Raw genomic sequence first — 17,598 nt, 5'->3', positions numbered from 1 at the left:
CTTATGCCCGCATGAATTCGGTCAGTGCGGCGATGACGCCGTCATTGGCGTCCGGCGTGCCAATCGAGAGGCGCAGCGCGTTCGGGAAGCCATAGCCCCGCACGGCCCGAAGGATGAAGCCGCGGCGGGTGAGGAACTCATCCGCCTCCGCCGCCCGCTTGCCCTCGACCTCGGGGAAGTGGATGAGGACGAAATTGGCAACAGAGGGCGTGACCCGGAGGCCGAGCGCCGTCAGCGCCTCGGTCAGCTGGTCGAGCCAGCGCTGGTTGAAGTCCACCGCCTCGGCCGTGAACGCCCGGTCACGCACCGCAGCCGCCCCGGCAGCGATCGCCGGCCCGTTGAGGTTGAAGGGTCCGCGCACCCGGTTGAGTGCGTCAACGATGGCGAGCGGCCCGTAGAGCCAGCCGATGCGCAGGGCGGCGAGGCCGTAGATTTTGGAGAAGGTCCGCGTCATCACCACATTGTCGTTCGAGGAGACGAGCTCGATGCCCGCCTCGTAGTCATTGCGGCGGACATATTCGGCATAGGCCGCGTCGAGAACGAGAGCGACGTTCTTCGGCAAGCCGGCATGCAGGCGGCGCACGTCGGAGACGGGCACGAAGGTGCCGGTCGGATTGGCGGGATTGGCAAGAAAGACCATCCGGGTCTTCTCGGTCACTGCGGCGAGGATGGCGTCGACATCCACGCGGCAGTCGACCTCTTTCACCGTCACCGGGGTGGCGCCTGCCGCCATGATCTGGATCTTGTAGACCAGGAAGCCGTGTTCGGTGATGATCGCCTCGTCGCCTGGGCCGAGATAGACATGGGCGAGAAGGCCCAGAAGCTCGTCCGAGCCATTGCCGCACAGGATATTGCCCGGGTTAAGGCCGTAGACCTCGCCGATCGCCGCCCTCAATTCATGCGCCTGCCCATCCGGATAGCGCTCCAGGCTGGCGGCCGCGGCCTGGAAGGCGGCGAGCGCCTTGGGGCTGGCGCCGAGCGGCGTTTCGTTCGAGGAAAGCTTGTAGACCTTCTCCACGCCCGGCGCGGTTTCCTTGCCCGGCACATAGGCCGCGATGTCGAGGATGCCGGGGCGCGGGGTCGGGAGGGCGGACGCGGAGCTCATGGTCGTGCTTTCTGCGGGAAGGGATGTGCTGCGGGAAGGGGTGTGTCCATCGGGCGATGCAATGGCAGAGCCATTAATGCCCGCCCGCCCGCTTGTCGAGCCTTCCCTCGGCACTCTAGCGGCGGTGCGGCGCGCCGGCGCCGTCTCGGATGCTCGGCACGCCCTGCGGCGCCAGGACCGGCACGAAGACACGGCGCGAGGCACGCGCTGCGACCGGCAGGCCCTGATAGAGCCGCTTCTGCGCCTCCACCACGATGACGCCGGAGAAGAGCGGCCAGAGCGACCGGCCGATTCGTTCGAGGCCGCGACCGATCTTGAGCACCGTCTTGCTGCTCGACGGCGGGAAGAACAGCGCCTCGGCCGAGGCGCCGGGCGTGAAGTTCGTTTCCCGCAGCAGCGCCGTCAACTGGCCGCGCGAATAGGGCCGGCCGGTGCCGAAGGGCGTATGCTCCATGCGCGCCCAGACGCCCTGGCGGTTTGGAACGACGATGACCAGACGGCCGCCCGGCGCCAGAACCCGCCAGAGCTCCTTCATGGTCTCGCGCGGGTTCTCGGCAAATTCCAGCGAGTGGACCATCAGCACCCGATCGATCGAGGAATCCGGCAGCGGCAGTTCCTCGTCGAAGATCAGCGCGGTGGCTGAGAGTTCGGCGACCGGCCAGTTCACCGCCCCCTGCCCGGCCGGCATGAAGGCGAAGGTGCGCTCCGTATCGGCCTTGAAGCGCTCCAGATAGGGCACGGCATAGCCGAGCCCGACCAACCGCTCCTCCGGCAGGCGGGCCCAGATGGCGGCGATCGCCATGGTGATCGCCTGCTCGGCGCTGCGCCCGAGCAGGGAGTGATAAAACTGGCGAAGATCGACGATGTCAGCGTGCATGGTCACTGAGGGTAATGCGCCATCTGCGGAAAGCAAACCGGCTGCGGCACAAATTGAAGGCCCGCGACGTTACGGGCCCGGGAGGTCTTCTGGACTTCCCGAAGAGTTTTCGTCAAGTTCGCGCGTTGATCTCCAGGAACCCTTTCATGCCCGCCTTCACCATCGAGCTCTTTCCCTGCCGCTCCGACAATTTCGGCGTGCTCATCCACGATGCGCTGAGCGGGGCGACCGCCTCGATCGATGCGCCGGAGGAGGCGCCGATCCTCGCCGCGCTGGAGCGCCGCGGCTGGACGCTGACCCACATCTTCACCACCCATCACCACACCGACCATGTGGACGCCAACCTGCCGCTGAAAGCGCGGTTCGATGCGCAGATCATCGGCCCGGCCCAGGAGGCGGCACGCATTCCCGGCATCGACCTCACCATCGGGGACGGCGGCGACTTCACCTTCGCCGGCCGCCCGGTGCATGTGATCGGCACGCCGGGCCATACGGCCGGGCATATCAACTATCACCTGCCGGAAGATCATCTGCTCTTTTCCGGCGATACGCTGTTCGCGCTCGGCTGCGGTCGGCTGTTCGAGGGGACGCCGGTCGACATGTGGACCTCGCTGTCGAAGCTCATGGCCTTGCCGGACGAGACGCTGGTCTATTTCGGCCATGAGTACACGCTCTCCAATGCCCGCTTCGCGGTAACGATCGATCCGGCCAATGCTGAGCTGCAGGCGCGCATCCGTCAGATCGAGGAGGTGCGCGACCGCGGCGAATACACAGCGCCCACCACGATTGGGCTGGAAAAGCGGACCAACCCGTTCCTGCGCGTCCAAGACGAGAAAATCCGTGCCGGGCTCGGGATGGAGGCCGCCAGCGATGCCGAGGTCTTCGCCGAGATCCGCAGCCGCAAGGACAATTTCTGATGACGGCCGACGCGATCATCGCCGCTCTCGGCCTGGAACCGCATCCGGAAGGCGGCTGCTATCGCCAGACCTTTCGGGATTCTGCAGGCGGGGAACGCGGCCACTCCACCGCGATCTATTATCTCCTGCGAGCGGGAGAACGCTCGCACTGGCACCGCGTGCGCGATGCGGCGGAGGTCTGGCATTATTATGCCGGCGATCCGCTGACGCTGCGGATGGCGGCCGAAGGCGGATCCGTGGAAGAGACGGAACTGGGGCCGGACATCCTCGCGGGCCAGCGGCCGCAGGCGATCGTCCCCGCCGATGTCTGGCAATCGGCCGAAAGCCGCGGCGCCTTCACGCTTGTCGGCTGCACGGTGGCGCCGGGTTTCGACTTCTCAGCTTTCGAGATGGCCCCGCCCGGCTGGGAGCCTTGAGCTACTCGGCCGGCTCTGCGCGCGGCGACCGCTTCAGGATGATGTCCTTGGAGGCGAGGACTGCACCGCCGGTCACGAGCAGACAGGCAAGCCCAATGGCAAGCGATGGCTCGGCGAAGCCGAAGAGCACGAGCATGAGCGTGGAAAGCACCGGCGCCGAGTAGCTGGCGACGCCCAGCAGCTGGATATTGCCGTTCTTGACGCCATAGTCCCAGGCATAGAAGGCGGCGCCGACCGGCAGGAGACCAAGGCCGAACACAGCCAGCCATTCACCGGCACCTGTCGGCCAGACGGTCTGCTCCAGCGCGAGATGGCAGAGCAGCGAGAGAAGCGAGGTGGCGAGGCAGAAGCCGGTGACGACATCGGTCGAGACCGCCTCGAATCGGCGGGTGATCAGTGAATAGCCGGACCAGGTGAAGGCGCAGGCGAGCGCCGCCCCATAGCCGAGCGCATAGGCGCTGTCGAACTCGACGCCCTTGCGCGCCACGATCAGCACCGTGCCGGCGAGACCGGCCAGCGCACCGACCACATGATGCCAGGCAAGCCGCTCGCCCGGCAGCAACGCCGAACCGACGACGATCAAGAGCGGCCAGAGATAGGCGATCAGCCCGGCTTCCACGGCCGGGGCGTTGCGCAAGGCGGTGAAGTAGAGAAAGTGATAGCCGAACAGGCCGGCAATGCCGACGATCCAGACCTTGGCCGGCTGGCGCAAGAGTGCCAGGCGCTCCGGCCGCAGCAGGAGCACGACGAGGCCGGGCAGGCTGCCGATCGCGAAGCAGAGGGCCGAGAGCTGGAAGGGCGGCATACTGCCGGAAGCGGCGGTGAAGAGCGCCAGCAGGGCCCACATGAGGATCGCGGTAAAGCCGATCAGCGTGGCCCGGACTGTCATCTTTTCTAGCTCCGTTCGTCACCCTTGAAGCGCGTGGCCCAGACGGTCACGGGACCATATTTCGTGGGAACGCGGACATAGACCGGAGCATATACATTCCCGGCCTCCGCCTTGGCAAACCAGATCTCCATGTCTTCGAGCCGCTTCAGATATTCGACGTCGGAGCGGCCCTTCTTATAGCCGGAGCGCGGCACGAATTTGACGCCGCACACGATCACGTCGCCGGAAAAGCCATCGGTCTTGAACGGCTTGCTGCCTTTGGCCGAAAGCTTGAAGTCCATCCGCGATTCGCCGTCAAAGACCGGCAGCGTCTTCGGGCAGACCTTGGCATCGGCAGGGAAGATCAGGCCGGAAAGCGGATCGACGACATTGCGCATGTCCGCCTCGGTGACCGGGATCCAGTTCTTCGGCGTGCGCCGCTGCGGGCGCAGCGTGGCGGAGGTCACGTTGCCGTTCACGAATGACACATCGATCGCGCGGGATTTCTTGCCGCTCTTGTAGCGCACCGAATAGTCCGTGGCGGACAGCTTGTCCCGCTCGATCGTGCCCGAGACCGAGGTCTGGCCGGAGGTCGAGGAGAGGATATCGGCAAGACCGGCCGAATTGAGCTTGCCGGAAATGCTGTAGCGATCGTCAGTGAAGACGGTGTGGAAGGAGGCCCGCGCGATCGGCAGGCCGGCGAGAGAGATGGTATAGTCCGTCTGATGCTCGGTCTGGGCGGCCCTGGAAGCCACCGGCGTCGACAGCGAGAGAGACAGGGCCAGAAGAGCGGCAGAACCGACACGCCACGCCATGCGCGAGACCTTTCCGTCACGAAGGGATGATGAGCAATGGGAGATAGGCATGTATTGAGGCATTTCTACGCCCTCTGCAACCGATCCTCCCGGTCGCGGCGCCATGGCTTTTCCCCGGCATCCTGGCGCGCGAGGACCGGAAAATGCGTGCCGCGGCTTGACGCGGCGCGCCCGTCTGACTATAGAACCGCAACTTTCCAATCATGGCCGGTGGGAATGGTGCATGGGCTTGTGGCCCGCAACCGCATTGAACGCTGGCGAGTATAACGATAGGTGATACCATGTCCCGTGTTTGCGAACTGACCGGCAAGGGCGTCCAGTCGGGCAACAATGTGAGCCATGCCAACAACAAGACCAAGCGTCGCTTCCTGCCGAACCTCTGCAGCGTCACGCTGATCTCGGATGCTCTCGGCCAGCGCTTCCGTCTGCGCGTTTCGGCGTCTGCGCTGCGCTCGGTCGAGCACCGCGGCGGCCTCGATGCCTTCCTGCTGAAGGCCAACGAGAACGAACTGTCCATGCGCGCCCGCCTGCTGCGCCGCCAGATCGTCAAGAAGTCTGCCGAAACGGCTGTCGCTGCCTGATCCAAGGTCTCGCGATCTTCGACTGCGGCCCGCCTCTGGCGGGCCTTTTTGTATGAACCCGCCGCCGCGAGGGAGATAATCCCCTGCGGCTTCATCCCTCAAGCTGGTGGCATCACCCAGGATAAAAAAATGCTGAAGCATCGCACCTTCGCGCTCTATGTCGTCTTGATGACCCTCGTGGTCGTCGCCTCGAACATTCTCGTCCAATATCCCCTGCCCGGCGCCATCGGCCCGCTGCAGCTCGGCGATCTCCTGACCTGGGGCGCGTTCAGCTACCCGATCGCCTTTCTCGTCACCGACCTCACCAACCGGCAGTTCGGCCCGCGAATCGCGCGCCGCGTCGTCATTTGCGGCTTTGCGGTCGCGGTGGTGCTGTCGGTGCTGCTCGCCACGCCGCGGCTGGCGATCGCCTCCGGCACCGCCTTCCTGCTCGGCCAGTTGCTCGACATCACCGTCTTCAATCGGCTGCGCACCCAGGGCTGGTGGCGCGCGCCGCTGGTCGGATCGCTGATCGGCTCGGCGCTCGATACGCTGATCTTCTTCTCGGTCGCCTTCGCCCCGGTCTTCGTTCTCTTCGGGCCGAACGATCCCTTCGCGCTGGAAAGCGCGCCAATCCTCGGGCTTCTCTCCGGCGAGGCGCCGCGCTGGATTTCCTGGGCGCTGGGCGACCTCAGCGTCAAGATCCTGGTCGGGCTCGTCATGCTGCTTCCCTATGGCGCGCTGATGGCCGTTATCAAGCCGATGCCGGGCGTGAAGGCCAGCGCGCAGGGCTGAAATTCCGCGCGTCGTCCACCGTCTCGCAAGCGCAATGCCATGTTCCGGCGGCCCCTCGCCGGAACCAAATCCCGCTCCGGTCCATTCTCATGCTCGCAAGACATTGAAAGGACCCGTATCATGACCCGCAAGATCATTCTCGCCTCTGCTGCCCTGCTGTCGCTCGGCATCACCGGCGCAGCCCATGCCCAGAACGGCACCGTGACCGGCACCGCCGGCGGCGCCGTCACCGGCGCCATCGTTGGCGGCCCCGTCGGTGCCGTTGTCGGGGGTGCCGTCGGCGCCGTTGCCGGCACGGCGATCGATCCGCCGCCGGAGCGCGTCGTCACCTATGTCCAGCAGGCCCCCATGCCTGCAGAGCCGGTTGTCGTCGAACAGGAAGTCGTGGTCGGCAAGCCGCTGCCGCAGACCGTCGTCCTGCAGCAGATCCCGGACGATCCGACCTATGCCTATGCCGTCGTCAACGAGCGCCGGGTCATCGTCAACCCGCAGAACTACACCGTCGTTCGCGTTCTTGACTAACACCACAGAGCTTTGGCTTGACGCAGAGCCCCTTCGCCAACCCGGCGAGGGGGCTTTGTTCATTGCGGCAGGAGACGAAATTCGAGCATCAGGTTGCGCTGGAGGATCGAGTGGTTGTCGTCGGAGACGATGACGAGCCGGGTGTCCTCATTCGGCTGCATCACGACATCCAGCCCTTCCATATTATCGATCTGGTAGCCGAGATCGGCGGAGAGAATGATCTCCCCATCGACGACCGCGCCGGGCTTGATGCTGTCGCCGTCGATTCGCCGAACCTGCATGCCGAGACCCGCAGCAAACGAAAAGCGACGCTCGAGCAGAAGCAGGTCTCCGTTCGGCAGGAAGGCGCCGTCCGTGACGGCGAAGGGATCATGCTGCACGACCGAAAAGGGACCCCGGCGCGGCCCTTCGAGAATGGCGGCGAGTAAATGGTCCTGCTGATCGAAGGAAAGCTCTGCCACGATGACCGGCGCGCCCTTCAGCGGACTGCTTTCAGGGGAAACGGCCACGGTCTCCAGTCCACGATTGCTGCGCAGGCGGCCGGGCGCAATCAGGATCGGCAGGCTGCGCAACGGCCTCGCCGTGGCAAAGCCCGGGTCCGGATAGACATCGACCCTTGCGAACCGCTCGAAGCTGACCAGCGCCTGTCCGTCGCGCAACGCCAGCCCCTCGGAGTCCATCCGGTACTTCACATCCTCCGTGCGACCGGACGAATCACGCATGGAAGTGATGCGCACGTCTGCGACGCCGGACAGTTTGCCAGCATCGTCCCGCGTCACCCGCCCTTCGATCCAGTGGCCGGTGTCGAGAACGCCGAGGAAGTGGCTGCCGTCCGGTCGAAACCGGATCGAGGAGAAGGCGCCGAAGAGCGGGTTGCTCGACGACATGTCGATCCCGCCAAGGAACTCGGCCTTGCCGAAGACGGTCTCACCCGAGCCGAGCTTGAAATTGGTGATCGGCTTGCTGCGGATCGTCGCCGCTTCTTCTCCGACGGAGTGCCCGGCGGAGAGAAAGGTCAGCAACACGGCCAGCAGGGGCCCAAGGCGCGGTCTGATCACCCGATCAGCCGGCGCGTCGAGCGCTGCGGAACGTGCGGCGCTTGCTCTCGTCATCGAAGAGCGAGGCCAGCTGCTCGGTCATCGCCCCGGCCAGTTCGTCGGCATCAACGATGGTGACGGCCCGGCGGTAATAGCGGGTCACGTCATGGCCGATGCCGATGGCGAGCAGCTCGACCGGCGAGCGGGTCTCGATCTGCTCGATGACGGCGCGCAGGTGCCGCTCCAGATAGTTGCCCGGGTTCACCGAAAGCGTCGAATCATCGACCGGCGCGCCATCGGAGATCATCATCAGAATCCGCCGCTGTTCAGAGCGGGCGAGAAGTCGGTTATGCGCCCAGATCAGCGCCTCGCCGTCGATGTTCTCCTTGAGCAGGCCTTCGCGCATCATCAAGCCAAGATTGCGCCGGGCGCGGCGCCAAGGCGCGTCCGCTGACTTGTAGATGATGTGGCGCAGATCGTTGAGACGGCCGGGAAGCTGCGGCTTGCCGGTGGCCAGCCAGCGTTCGCGGCTCTGGCCGCCCTTCCAGGCCTTGGTGGTGAAGCCCAGGATCTCGACCTTGACGCCGCAGCGCTCCAGCGTGCGGGCGAGGATATCGGCGCAGGTGGCTGCCACCGTGATCGGCCGGCCGCGCATGGAGCCGGAATTGTCGATCAGCAGCGTCACCACCGTATCGCGGAAATTCGTGTCGCGCTCGCGCTTGAAGGAGAGCGGCTGCATCGGGTCGACGATCAGCCGCGGCAGGCGCGCGGGGTCGAGATAGCCCTCTTCGAGATCGAACTCCCAGGAGCGGTTCTGCTGTGCCATCAAGCGACGCTGCAGCCGGTTGGCCAGCCGCCCGACTGCCCCTTGAAGATGGGCAAGCTGCTTGTCGAGAAATGCCCGCAAGCGATCGAGCTCGGCTTCATCGCACAGCTCTTCGGAGGCGATCGTCTCGTCGAATTCGGTGGTGAAGGTGGCGTAGTCGACCTTCTCGTTGAAATCGTCGAAGGGATGGGCCGGGCGTTTGACCTCGCCGGGCGTCTCGCTGTCGTCCTCGCCCTCGTCCGACATCTCCTCGTCGGAGATCTCGGCGCCGTCCATTTCGCCTTCGTCCATCTGCTCTTCGGCAGATTCATTCTCCTCCGACGGTGCTGCGTCCGAGCCGGCATCCTCTTCCGAGCTGCTTTCGTCCTGCTCCTGGCTGCGCGGCTGGTCCTCGTCGGTCTGGCTTTCCTGATCGTCGGGCTCGGCCTCGTCGTCGCCATAGCGCTCGGCCACGTCCATGGAGGCGAGCATGTTGCGCACGACGCGGGCGAAGGCCTGCTGGTCGTTGACCGCGGCCGAGAGCCCTTCCATGTCGCGTCCGGCCTTTTCCTCGATGAAATCGCGCCAGAGATCGAGCACCTTGCCGGCCGAGGCGGGCGGTGTGCGACCGGTCAACCGTTCGCGCACGATCAGCGCGACCGCTTCCTCGATCGGGGCATCAGCCTGGCGGTCGATCGCGCCGAAATTGGCCTTCGCATATTTCTCCTCGAGCATCGAGGCGATGTTGTCGCCGACGCCGTCCATGCGCAGGGCGCCGATCGATTCGACGCGGGCTTGCTCCACCGCGTCGAAGATCACCTTCGCGTCGGTGCCCTGCGGCGACATGGTGGCATGCACGCGGGCATCGTGGCAGGCCTTGCGCAGCGCCATGGAATCGCCGATGCCGCGGGTGACCGACAGCTCCTGCCGCGTCGGGCGCTTGGAAATTTCCGGCAGGCGCATGCGCTCGCCGGTCAGGCCCGGCCGCTCATTGGCGAAGGTGACCTCCACCTCCGGGTCGCCGGCGATCGAGCGGATGCAGCCGGTCAGCGCGCGGCGGAAGGGTTCCACATCCACCGCTCCGCCGGGTCTCGGCCTTGAATTGTCGCCCCGCCCTGCCATGCGCTCAGGCCGTCGCGTCGAGAACGATGTTGGCGGCGCTCTCCTTCAGCTCGACGCCGAAGGCGCGCTGGTAGTGTTCGGCCACCAGTGCCCGCTCCAGCTCGTCGCACTTGTTAAGGAAGGTGACGCGGAAGGCAAAGGCGATATCGCCGAAAATATGTGCGTTCTCGGCCCAGGTGATGACGGTCCGCGGGCTCATGACGGTGGAGAGGTCACCATTGATGAAGGCGGCCCGGGTAAGATCGGCGACGCGCACCATCTTCGACACGGTGTCGCGGCCGCGCTTCTCGGTGAAGCCCTTCACCTTGGAAGCCACGATATCGACCTCATTGTCATGCGGCAGATAATTGAGCGTGGTGACGATCGACCAGCGGTCCATCTGCGCTTGGTTGATCTGCTGCGTGCCGTGATAGAGGCCCGTCGTATCGCCGAGGCCGACCGTATTGGCGGTGGCGAACAGGCGGAAAGCGGGGTGCGGCCGGATGACGCGGCTCTGGTCGAGCAGTGTCAGGCGACCCGAGGATTCCAGCACGCGCTGAATGACGAACATGACATCCGGGCGGCCGGCATCATATTCGTCGAAGACGAGCGCGACATTGTGCTGATAGGCCCAGGGCAGGATGCCGTCCTTGAACTCGGTCACCTGCAGCCCGTCCTTGACGACGATCGCATCCTTGCCGACGAGATCGATACGGCTGACATGGCTGTCGAGGTTGATGCGCACGCAGGGCCAGTTCAGCCTTGAGGCAACCTGTTCGATATGGGTGGACTTACCGGTGCCGTGATAGCCGGAGACCATCACGCGGCGGTTATGGGCAAAGCCGGCCAGGATGGCGAGCGTCGTTTCGCGGTCGAACAGATAATCCGGATCGGCATCCGGAACATAGGCATCACCCTTGGAGTAGGCAGGGACCCTCAGGTCCGTATCAATGCCGAAGACCTCACGGACAGAGACGGTCGTATCGGGAAGATTGGAAATATCGAGGTCTACCTTGCTCATCATGTCTCCGGGGACCGCGACGCGGGCGGTCGCAGTGTGCATTGCAACGGGATCGTGTCTTCCTAGCAGAAGCCAGCCTGCTTTAACAATTGGTACGCCTGGATCACGGCGCGAAAACGGTCTTCCGATCCCCTGTCGCCGCCATTGGCATCCGGGTGGTGCTTCTTGACCAGATCCTTGTAGGCGGCCTTGATGTCCGCCTGCGTGGCCTCGGCGTGAAGACCGAGCGTTTCGAAGGCCTTGGCCTCGAGCGTCTTCAGCTTTCGCTGGCGCGGTTCCTGGCGCGGCGCGCGGGCCCGCGCTTCGCTCACGAAGCCGAACGGATCGCGCATCCGGGCCTGGGCACCGGCCGTTCCGGAGCGCATCTGCGACTGCGCCGGGCCGTTCTTGGCGCTCTTGTTGACGCCGATCGTCCAGGTCGGCCGATGACCGGTCAGGGCTTCCTTCTGATAGCGGGCGATTTCGTTGTCGGAGAGACCGGAGAAGTAGTTATAGCCCTTGTTATATTCCTTCACGTGCTCGAAGCAGAACATGAAGTACTCATTTTCCGCATTGCGGCCGACCGGCGCGCGATGAACACCGTTTTCCTCGCATCCATCCCACTGGCACATGGGCGAGATCCGTTCTGGCTTCGCGCTCGTGCGGCGCTTGGTCCGGATCGTGTCGAAATATTTTGAATCGAGCTTCATGAGGCACATTATGGGGCGTGGCGACAGCCACAACAAGAATTGACAAACCGGAATGTTGGTGGCTTTGAGGAGCCGATGACGCCAAGGCGGCCGACCATCCGGCGGTCTGCCCTCAAGCCAGAAGAAGCAGGCCGAAAGATGTCGATCAGAGAGCGTATCGAAGCAAGGCTGAGCGAGGCTTTCTCCCCCGAGCGCCTGACGGTGATCGACGAGAGTGCCAGCCATGCCGGCCATCAACCGGATGTGACCGGAACGGGCGAGACCCATATGCGGGTGCGCATCGTATCGCCGGCTTTTTCCGGCCTCCCCCGCCTTGCCCGCCACCGCGCCGTCAACGACGTTCTGAAGGCCGAACTCGAAGCCGGACTGCATGCCTTGGCCATCGAGGCCTCCGCACCGGGCGAAGCCACCCGCTGGTAGCCCAGGCAGAAGCGCTCAGGCTGCGAGCTTGTCTTGAAGGAAGCCGAGCACGGCAGAGGTCGGCACGTCATCGGCGACGAAGGATTGCCCAAGGCCGCGCGTCAGGATGAATGTCAGCTTGCCGCCCTTCACCTTCTTGTCCTGCGCGATCGCGTCCATCAGGACCTCGGCCGGCGGCAGTTCGCCTGGAATATCCTGGAGACCGGTCGGCAGGCCGACGGTGCGCAGATGCGCTTCCACACGGGCTGCGACATCCGGGCTTGCGAGATTCATTCGCGCCGAGAACTGATGCGCCAGCACCATGCCGATCGCGACGCCCTCGCCATGGACAAGACGTGCGCCGTCGTACTGCGTCGCCGCCTCCAGCGCATGGCCGAAGGTGTGGCCAAGGTTCAGCAGCGCGCGGCGGCCATTTTCCCGCTCGTCGGCCGCGACCACATCGGCCTTGGCCTGGCAGCTGACCGCAATCGCTTCGATCCGCGCCTCGCCGCCGGCAAAGACCGCCTGCCAGTTTTGCTCCAGCCAGGCGAAGAAATCGGGCCGGTCGATCAAGCCGTATTTCGCGACCTCCGCATAACCGGCCCGGAACTCGCGCGGCGAGAGCGTGTCGAGCACATCGGTATCGGCCAGCACCAGATCCGGCTGGTGGAACACCCCGATCAGGTTCTTGCCCTGCGGCGAATTGATGCCGGTCTTGCCGCCGACAGAGCTGTCGACCTGGGCCAGCAGCGAGGTCGGCACCTGGATGAATCGCGAGCCGCGGCGTACTATCCCGGCGGCAAAACCGGTGAGATCGCCGATCACCCCGCCGCCAAGCGCGATCACCGCGTCATTGCGCTCGATCCGGGCGCGGATGATCGCCTCGCAGACCGGGATCAGATGGTCGAAACTTTTGGTCTTTTCGCCAGCCGGAAGAATGGTCGATACCGCCTCGATGCCAGCCTCGCCAAGACCCGCCATGAACGCTTCGAGATAGAGCGGCGCCACATGCTCGTCCGTGACCACCGCCATACGGCGGCCCTTGAGCCGGCCGGCGATTTCGCGCGCGGCAGATGCAATCAGGCCAGGGCCGATCAGGATATCATAGGCGCGGTCGCCGAGATCGACCCGGATCGTGCGGGCGGGGGAAGGCGTGAAAGGCATGCTCATGTCCTGCTCAACGCGGCGATGGACTCAAGCACCTCTTCCACCATCCGCTCTTTCTTCACGTCTCGCGACAGCACGGTGATGTCGGCCTCGGCATAGATCGGATAGCGCGCCTCCATGAGCCGCGCCAAGGTGCCCTTGGGATCCTCCGTCTTCAAAAGCGGACGGGTGTCCCGCTTGTTGACGCGCTCCCAAAGCACGTCGAGATCAGCATTGAGCCAGACCGACAGCCCGTTCTTGCGGATCTGCCGTCGCGTCGCCTCATTGATATAGGCACCGCCACCGGTCGAGACGACGCGGGTTCCCGATGTAAGCAGCCGCTTGATGACTCGGGTTTCCAGCGCCCGGAATTCGGGCTCGCCGTAATCGGCGAAGAGTTCGGCGATGCTCATGCGCGAGACGCGCTCGATCTCGTGGTCGGAATCGACGAAGGGGATGCCGAGCGTCTGGGCCGTCAGCCGGCCGATCGCCGACTTGCCGGCCCCCATCAGCCCGACGAAGACGAGGTTGCGCGATCCGAGCACGGCTTTCACCTGCTGCACCAGCGCGTCCGACACAGGCTCGACCACCTCGCTCATGGCTGTCTTTTTCGTCCCCTATTTCTCCTTCCTATCGTCAATCACGCATGAAGCGTCAAGTCGCGCTGCCAGTCTGAAGAGCTTGGTCGCAAGCCAACGCTTGCACTCCGGACCGCCTGCGGCCATATGGAAGCCCGTGTCTCGGAGCGCTTCATGCCGACCCTCGTCCGATTCCTGTTCATCTGCCTCGTGCTTGCGGGGATCGTGTACGGCACGATGCTGGCGCTTGCGACCCTCGTGATTCCCACCGAACGGGACGAGACGGTGCGGATCCCGGCCGAGCGGATGAACCGGCCGTGACGCTCGATCTCTCCGCCGCCCATCTCGAAGCTTTCCTGGAGATGATGAGCGCTGAGCGGGGAGCTGCCACCAATACGCTTGCCGCCTATCACCGCGATCTCTCCGATGCGCATGCCTTCCTGAAGGCCCGCGGGGTCTCGCCGGATGCCGCCGCGCCGGAGGATCTGCGCGCCTATCTTGCCGCGCTGTCGGCCGATGGGTTCAAGCCGACCTCCCAGGCCCGTCGGCTTTCCGCGCTTCGGCAGTTTTACAAGTTTCTCTATGCCGAGGGACTGCGTGCCGACGACCCGACCGGTATTCTCGACGCGCCGAAGAAGGGCCGGCCACTGCCGAAAACGATGAGCCTCGATGACGTGACCCGGTTGCTCGCCCGGGCCGAGGCCGAGGCGCGCGCAGAGCCGGACCGGATCGAACCCCTGCGGCTGCATGTGCTGATCGAGCTGCTCTATGCCACCGGCATGCGGGTGAGCGAACTCGTGACGCTGCCGGCCTCGGTTCTGGCCCGCAACGGCCGGATGCTGATGATCCGCGGCAAGGGCAACAAGGAGCGGATGGTGCCGCTCTCGCGCGCCGCCATCGCCGCGCTTGAACTTTACGGCGAGCGCTTTGCCGCATTCCAGGCAGCCCAGCCGGCTGGCAAGGAGAGCCGATTTCTGTTTCCGGCCGCCTCCGAGGCCGGCCATCTGCCGCGCCAGGTCTTCGCCCGCGAGCTGAAGGCGCTGGCGGGACGGGCGGGAATCCGGGCCGCCGTCATTTCGCCGCATGTGCTCCGCCATGCTTTCGCCAGCCATCTGCTGGCCAATGGCGCCGATCTTCGCGCGGTGCAGGAACTGCTCGGCCATTCGGACATTTCGACGACGCAAATCTACACGCATGTGCTGGAGGAGCGGCTGCACCAACTGGTGCAAACGCACCACCCTCTTGCCAAGCAGACCAAAAAACGGGATTAGACCGCCTGACCTTCAAGGGCCAATGCGCCCGCAGGCCGTGCGGCCCACCGAACGGAAGCGACCCGATGCACCATTATCTCGATTTCGAAAAGCCGATCTCGGATCTCGAGGGCAAGATCCACGAGCTCAAGAAGATCGCCTCCGAGGATGAGAGCATCGATACGAGCGAGGAGATCGAGCGCCTGGAGGCTCGCGCCCGCGAGGCCATGGTCGAGATCTATGGCAAGCTGACCCCGTGGCAGAAGACGCAGGTCGCCCGTCACCCGCAGCGTCCGCATTTCCAGGACTATGCCGAGGGCCTGTTTACCGAGTTCACGCCACTTGCCGGCGACCGCAAGTTTGCTGAGGACGCCGCCATCCAGGCAGGGCTCGCCCGGTTCCGTGGCATGCCTGTCGCCGTGATCGGCCAGGAGAAGGGCAACGACACGAAGTCGCGCATCAAGCACAATTTTGGCAGCGCCCGGCCGGAAGGTTATCGCAAGGCGATCCGCGTCATGGAAATGGCCGATCGCTTCGGCCTGCCGCTGATCACGCTGATCGATACGGCCGGCGCCTATCCGGGCGTGGGCGCCGAGGAACGCGGTCAGGCGGAAGCCATCGCCCGCTCGACCGAGATGTGCCTGAACGTCAAGGTGCCGATCGTGTCCGTCGTGCTCGGCGAAGGCGGTTCGGGCGGGGCGATCGCGATCGCGACCGGCAACCGCGTCTATATGCTGGAACATGCGATCTATTCCGTGATCTCGCCGGAAGGTGCGGCATCGATCCTCTGGCGCGACTCCACCCGGGCCAAGGAAGCGGCCACCACCATGAAGATCACGGCGGAAGATCTGAAAGGCTTCGGCATTGTCGATGGCATCATCGAGGAGCCGGTTGGTGGCGCGCATCGCGATCCGGCAGCCGTGATCGAGCGCACCGGCACGGTGATCGCCGACGCGCTCAAGGATCTCTCCGGCCTCAAGGGGCCCGAGCTGCGCAACAGCCGGCGCGAGAAATATCTGGCGATCGGCCGCTCGCTCTAATCGCCCATCTGCCCCCTATTCGCCCAACCCCTGCCGCATTCCGCAGGCCTTCTGGCACGGGCGGGGAGAGACGCTCGTCATGGTTAGGGACTCCTAAACACTCGCAGCTTATTGATTCTCTCGGCAATCCCCGTTACGGGAGAACCGCGTCCGATCTTCATTTGATGGGCTGATGCCGATGCGCCTGACATATCTTGCCGCCACCGTCGCAGCCGCCGCGCTGATCAGCGGCTGCACCGCCAGCGACACCCTGGTCGACAGCGTCGACGTCAATCTCAAGACGGTGACCAGCAAGGTCAATTACGAACTCTCCGGCAAGATCGTTCAGAAGATGCAGGCGATGAACATGGCGAAGACCTCGCCGATCATGCTGCGCATCTTCAAGGAGGAAGGGGCGCTGGAGGTCTGGAAGGCCAATTCGGCCAATCGCTTCGAGAAGCTGCGCGAATACAAGATCTGCGCCTGGTCCGGCAAGCTCGGCCCGAAGGTGAAGGAAGGCGACCGGCAGGCGCCGGAAGGCTACTACCCGCTGGCGCCCGGGCAGATGAACCCGAACTCGTCCTATTATCTCGCCATCAACACCGGCTTCCCCAACCAGTTCGACCGCGCCAATGGCCGCTTCGGCACCAATCTGATGATCCACGGCGCCTGCTCCTCCTCCGGCTGCTACTCGATGACGGACGAGCAGATGCAGGAGATCTTCGCTCTGGCGCGCGACGCCTTCAAGGGCGGGCAGAAGACCATCCAGCTGCAGGCGCTGCCTTTCCGCATGACGGCCGAGAACATGGCGCGCCACCGCAACAGCCCGAACTTCGAGTTCTGGAAGAACCTGAAGGAAGGCTACGACCAGTTCGAGATCACCAAGCGGCCGCCGGAATTCGCCGTCTGCGAGAAGAAATATGTCTTCAACAAGCAGATCGACGGCAGGCCGAACCCCGCCGGCCAGTGCCCGGCCATGAGCACGCCGCCGGCGATGGAAATGGCGCTGGCGAGCTACAACAAGAAATATGACGAGGACTATGCCAGGGCGCTGAAGAAGCTGGACGGGCTGGTCTGGTACGAGCCGACAGAGGCCGAGCGCAAGGCGGTCGTGGCCAAGAGCCGTGCCGGACGCGAACTCGCCTATGCCCCGACCGGGACCTCGCTCGATGCCGGCAAGCTGATGAAGGTGGCCGACCTCGAAAAGCAGGAAGCACGCCGCGCCGAACTCGAAGAGGCCCGCCAGGCGATCGAGATCCAGACGGCGGCACTCGAGAAGACCACCCGCGGCGGCAAGAACGTCCCCGTGCCGCAGCAGAACCCCCTGCCCCGTCCCGTTCTGCAGGCCGAAGCGCCGGCCGCCGACAATGCCGGCAACGGCTTCTTCGCCAGCCTTTTCAAGAAGAAGCAGCCACTGACGACAGCGACCATCGAGGCCGCACCGCAGGCGACAGGGCCGGCCGCACCGCTGCCGGTCACAGTCGAGACACACCAGGTGAAGGTGGATGCGCCGGCCGCGAAGGCGATCGCCCACAAGAAACCGCTGCCGACTGAGACGCAGACCTCGCCCGTAACGGCGCAGGCGTCCTCTCCCGTCCAGCCCTCCGCCGATCAGGCTGTTGCCGAGCAGCAGCCGGCCGAGGGCAAGAAGCCGTTCTGGAAACTCTGGTAACGGGTC

Annotated in this window: 20 protein-coding genes; 10 read left to right on the top strand and 10 right to left on the bottom strand. The window is 64.8% G+C overall.

Annotated features, from left to right (window positions below):
- Position 1 precedes the first annotated feature (1 nt).
- Positions 2-1,105, bottom strand: a complete 1,104-nt coding sequence (gene hisC / locus ACLE20_RS08515) for a histidinol-phosphate transaminase (protein WP_410939830.1) — start codon at positions 1,103-1,105, stop codon at positions 2-4.
- 115 nt (positions 1,106-1,220) lie between these two features.
- Positions 1,221-1,982: a class I SAM-dependent methyltransferase gene (locus tag ACLE20_RS08510; RefSeq protein WP_410939906.1), complete on the bottom strand. Its 762-nt coding sequence runs from the start codon at positions 1,980-1,982 to the stop codon at positions 1,221-1,223.
- Positions 1,983-2,128: 146 nt separating this feature from the next.
- Between ACLE20_RS08510 and gloB the strand changes: the two genes are divergently transcribed.
- Together gloB and ACLE20_RS08500 are read left to right on the top strand one after the other, a co-directional pair.
- Positions 2,129-2,899: a hydroxyacylglutathione hydrolase gene (gene gloB / locus ACLE20_RS08505; protein WP_410939829.1), complete on the top strand. Its 771-nt coding sequence runs from the start codon at positions 2,129-2,131 to the stop codon at positions 2,897-2,899.
- Positions 2,899-3,315, top strand: a complete 417-nt coding sequence (locus ACLE20_RS08500; protein ID WP_410939828.1) for a cupin domain-containing protein — start codon at positions 2,899-2,901, stop codon at positions 3,313-3,315. Before gloB ends, ACLE20_RS08500 begins: the two co-directional genes overlap by 1 nt.
- 1 nt (position 3,316) lies before the next feature.
- Here the strand turns inward: ACLE20_RS08500 and ACLE20_RS08495 are convergent, their stop codons facing one another.
- Together ACLE20_RS08495 and ACLE20_RS08490 are read right to left on the bottom strand one after the other, a co-directional pair.
- On the bottom strand, positions 3,317-4,204 hold the full coding sequence (locus ACLE20_RS08495) for a DMT family transporter (RefSeq protein WP_410939827.1): 888 nt from the start codon (positions 4,202-4,204) through the stop codon (positions 3,317-3,319).
- Positions 4,205-4,209: 5 nt separating this feature from the next.
- Positions 4,210-4,998, bottom strand: a complete 789-nt coding sequence (locus ACLE20_RS08490) for a DUF3108 domain-containing protein (RefSeq protein WP_410939826.1) — start codon at positions 4,996-4,998, stop codon at positions 4,210-4,212.
- A gap of 281 nt (positions 4,999-5,279) precedes the next feature.
- Here ACLE20_RS08490 and rpmB point away from each other — a divergent pair, with 281 nt between their 5' ends.
- From rpmB to ACLE20_RS08475, 3 genes are all read left to right on the top strand, one after another.
- The gene (gene rpmB / locus ACLE20_RS08485; protein ID WP_410939825.1) at positions 5,280-5,579 is read left to right on the top strand and encodes a 50S ribosomal protein L28; all 300 of its coding nucleotides are present in this window, start codon (positions 5,280-5,282) and stop codon (positions 5,577-5,579) included.
- A gap of 129 nt (positions 5,580-5,708) precedes the next feature.
- On the top strand, positions 5,709-6,353 hold the full coding sequence (locus tag ACLE20_RS08480; protein WP_410939824.1) for a VUT family protein: 645 nt from the start codon (positions 5,709-5,711) through the stop codon (positions 6,351-6,353).
- A gap of 120 nt (positions 6,354-6,473) precedes the next feature.
- A complete protein-coding gene (locus tag ACLE20_RS08475; protein ID WP_410939823.1) occupies positions 6,474-6,875 on the top strand; it encodes a DUF1236 domain-containing protein in 402 nt (133 codons plus the stop codon).
- 59 nt (positions 6,876-6,934) lie between these two features.
- Here the strand turns inward: ACLE20_RS08475 and ACLE20_RS08470 are convergent, their stop codons facing one another.
- The 4 genes from ACLE20_RS08470 to ACLE20_RS08455 all read right to left on the bottom strand — a co-directional run bounded on the left by ACLE20_RS08470 (position 6,935) and on the right by ACLE20_RS08455 (position 11,537).
- Positions 6,935-7,933 carry an esterase-like activity of phytase family protein gene (locus ACLE20_RS08470; protein ID WP_410939822.1) on the bottom strand — a complete coding sequence of 333 codons (999 nt, stop codon included), beginning with the start codon at positions 7,931-7,933 and terminating at the stop codon, positions 6,935-6,937.
- A gap of 4 nt (positions 7,934-7,937) precedes the next feature.
- Positions 7,938-9,839, bottom strand: a complete 1,902-nt coding sequence (gene cobT, locus ACLE20_RS08465) for a cobaltochelatase subunit CobT (RefSeq protein ID WP_410939821.1) — start codon at positions 9,837-9,839, stop codon at positions 7,938-7,940.
- A 4-nt stretch (positions 9,840-9,843) separates the two neighbouring features.
- Complete coding sequence (gene cobS / locus ACLE20_RS08460) at positions 9,844-10,839, bottom strand: cobaltochelatase subunit CobS (RefSeq protein WP_410939820.1); 996 nt, start codon at positions 10,837-10,839, stop codon at positions 9,844-9,846.
- Positions 10,840-10,901: 62 nt separating this feature from the next.
- Complete coding sequence (locus ACLE20_RS08455) at positions 10,902-11,537, bottom strand: J domain-containing protein (RefSeq protein WP_410939819.1); 636 nt, start codon at positions 11,535-11,537, stop codon at positions 10,902-10,904.
- Positions 11,538-11,666: 129 nt separating this feature from the next.
- Between ACLE20_RS08455 and ACLE20_RS08450 the strand changes: the two genes are divergently transcribed.
- Complete coding sequence (locus tag ACLE20_RS08450; RefSeq protein ID WP_410939818.1) at positions 11,667-11,948, top strand: BolA family protein; 282 nt, start codon at positions 11,667-11,669, stop codon at positions 11,946-11,948.
- A gap of 15 nt (positions 11,949-11,963) precedes the next feature.
- On the opposite strand, the gene aroB is transcribed toward ACLE20_RS08450, so the two are convergent.
- Both aroB and ACLE20_RS08440 read right to left on the bottom strand, forming a co-directional pair.
- Positions 11,964-13,091 (bottom strand): 3-dehydroquinate synthase, encoded by a 1,128-nt coding sequence (gene aroB, locus ACLE20_RS08445; protein ID WP_410939817.1) that lies wholly within the window; start codon positions 13,089-13,091, stop codon positions 11,964-11,966.
- 2 nt (positions 13,092-13,093) lie between these two features.
- Positions 13,094-13,672 (bottom strand): shikimate kinase, encoded by a 579-nt coding sequence (locus ACLE20_RS08440; RefSeq protein WP_410939816.1) that lies wholly within the window; start codon positions 13,670-13,672, stop codon positions 13,094-13,096.
- A 153-nt stretch (positions 13,673-13,825) separates the two neighbouring features.
- Here ACLE20_RS08440 and ACLE20_RS08435 point away from each other — a divergent pair, with 153 nt between their 5' ends.
- From ACLE20_RS08435 to ACLE20_RS08420, 4 genes are all read left to right on the top strand, one after another.
- The gene (locus tag ACLE20_RS08435) at positions 13,826-13,972 is read left to right on the top strand and encodes a hypothetical protein (protein WP_410939815.1); all 147 of its coding nucleotides are present in this window, start codon (positions 13,826-13,828) and stop codon (positions 13,970-13,972) included.
- The gene (gene xerD / locus ACLE20_RS08430; RefSeq protein ID WP_410939814.1) at positions 13,969-14,922 is read left to right on the top strand and encodes a site-specific tyrosine recombinase XerD; all 954 of its coding nucleotides are present in this window, start codon (positions 13,969-13,971) and stop codon (positions 14,920-14,922) included. Before ACLE20_RS08435 ends, xerD begins: the two co-directional genes overlap by 4 nt.
- A gap of 65 nt (positions 14,923-14,987) precedes the next feature.
- Entirely contained in the window at positions 14,988-15,941 is a 954-nt protein-coding gene (locus ACLE20_RS08425; RefSeq protein ID WP_410939813.1) for an acetyl-CoA carboxylase carboxyltransferase subunit alpha, read from the top strand.
- Between the two features lie 178 nt (positions 15,942-16,119).
- Positions 16,120-17,592 carry a L,D-transpeptidase family protein gene (locus ACLE20_RS08420; RefSeq protein ID WP_410939812.1) on the top strand — a complete coding sequence of 491 codons (1,473 nt, stop codon included), beginning with the start codon at positions 16,120-16,122 and terminating at the stop codon, positions 17,590-17,592.
- The last annotated feature ends 6 nt before the right edge of the window (positions 17,593-17,598 follow it).

This window comes from Rhizobium sp. YIM 134829, from assembly GCF_046546455.1.
This window is presented reverse-complemented; position numbering and strand designations above follow the sequence as displayed.

Excerpts from the sequence above, each read along its gene's own strand:
- gloB (WP_410939829.1), top strand. The coding sequence starts at position 2,129 with ATGCCCGCCTTCACCATCGAGCTCTTTCCCTGCCGCTCCGACAATTTC.
- ACLE20_RS08475 (WP_410939823.1), top strand. The coding sequence starts at position 6,474 with ATGACCCGCAAGATCATTCTCGCCTCTGCTGCCCTGCTGTCGCTCGGC.
- ACLE20_RS08500 (WP_410939828.1), top strand. The coding sequence starts at position 2,899 with ATGACGGCCGACGCGATCATCGCCGCTCTCGGCCTGGAACCGCATCCG.
- ACLE20_RS08490 (WP_410939826.1), bottom strand. The coding sequence starts at position 4,998 with ATGGCGTGGCGTGTCGGTTCTGCCGCTCTTCTGGCCCTGTCTCTCTCG.
- cobT (WP_410939821.1), bottom strand. The coding sequence starts at position 9,839 with ATGGCAGGGCGGGGCGACAATTCAAGGCCGAGACCCGGCGGAGCGGTG.
- aroB (WP_410939817.1), bottom strand. The coding sequence starts at position 13,091 with ATGCCTTTCACGCCTTCCCCCGCCCGCACGATCCGGGTCGATCTCGGC.
- ACLE20_RS08420 (WP_410939812.1), top strand. The coding sequence starts at position 16,120 with ATGCGCCTGACATATCTTGCCGCCACCGTCGCAGCCGCCGCGCTGATC.
- ACLE20_RS08480 (WP_410939824.1), top strand. The coding sequence starts at position 5,709 with ATGCTGAAGCATCGCACCTTCGCGCTCTATGTCGTCTTGATGACCCTC.
- cobS (WP_410939820.1), bottom strand. The coding sequence starts at position 10,839 with ATGAGCAAGGTAGACCTCGATATTTCCAATCTTCCCGATACGACCGTC.
- ACLE20_RS08435 (WP_410939815.1), top strand. The coding sequence starts at position 13,826 with ATGCCGACCCTCGTCCGATTCCTGTTCATCTGCCTCGTGCTTGCGGGG.
- ACLE20_RS08455 (WP_410939819.1), bottom strand. The coding sequence starts at position 11,537 with ATGTGCCTCATGAAGCTCGATTCAAAATATTTCGACACGATCCGGACC.
- ACLE20_RS08450 (WP_410939818.1), top strand. The coding sequence starts at position 11,667 with ATGTCGATCAGAGAGCGTATCGAAGCAAGGCTGAGCGAGGCTTTCTCC.
- hisC (WP_410939830.1), bottom strand. The coding sequence starts at position 1,105 with ATGAGCTCCGCGTCCGCCCTCCCGACCCCGCGCCCCGGCATCCTCGAC.
- ACLE20_RS08425 (WP_410939813.1), top strand. The coding sequence starts at position 14,988 with ATGCACCATTATCTCGATTTCGAAAAGCCGATCTCGGATCTCGAGGGC.
- ACLE20_RS08510 (WP_410939906.1), bottom strand. The coding sequence starts at position 1,982 with ATGCACGCTGACATCGTCGATCTTCGCCAGTTTTATCACTCCCTGCTC.
- ACLE20_RS08495 (WP_410939827.1), bottom strand. The coding sequence starts at position 4,204 with ATGACAGTCCGGGCCACGCTGATCGGCTTTACCGCGATCCTCATGTGG.
- rpmB (WP_410939825.1), top strand. The coding sequence starts at position 5,280 with ATGTCCCGTGTTTGCGAACTGACCGGCAAGGGCGTCCAGTCGGGCAAC.
- ACLE20_RS08440 (WP_410939816.1), bottom strand. The coding sequence starts at position 13,672 with ATGAGCGAGGTGGTCGAGCCTGTGTCGGACGCGCTGGTGCAGCAGGTG.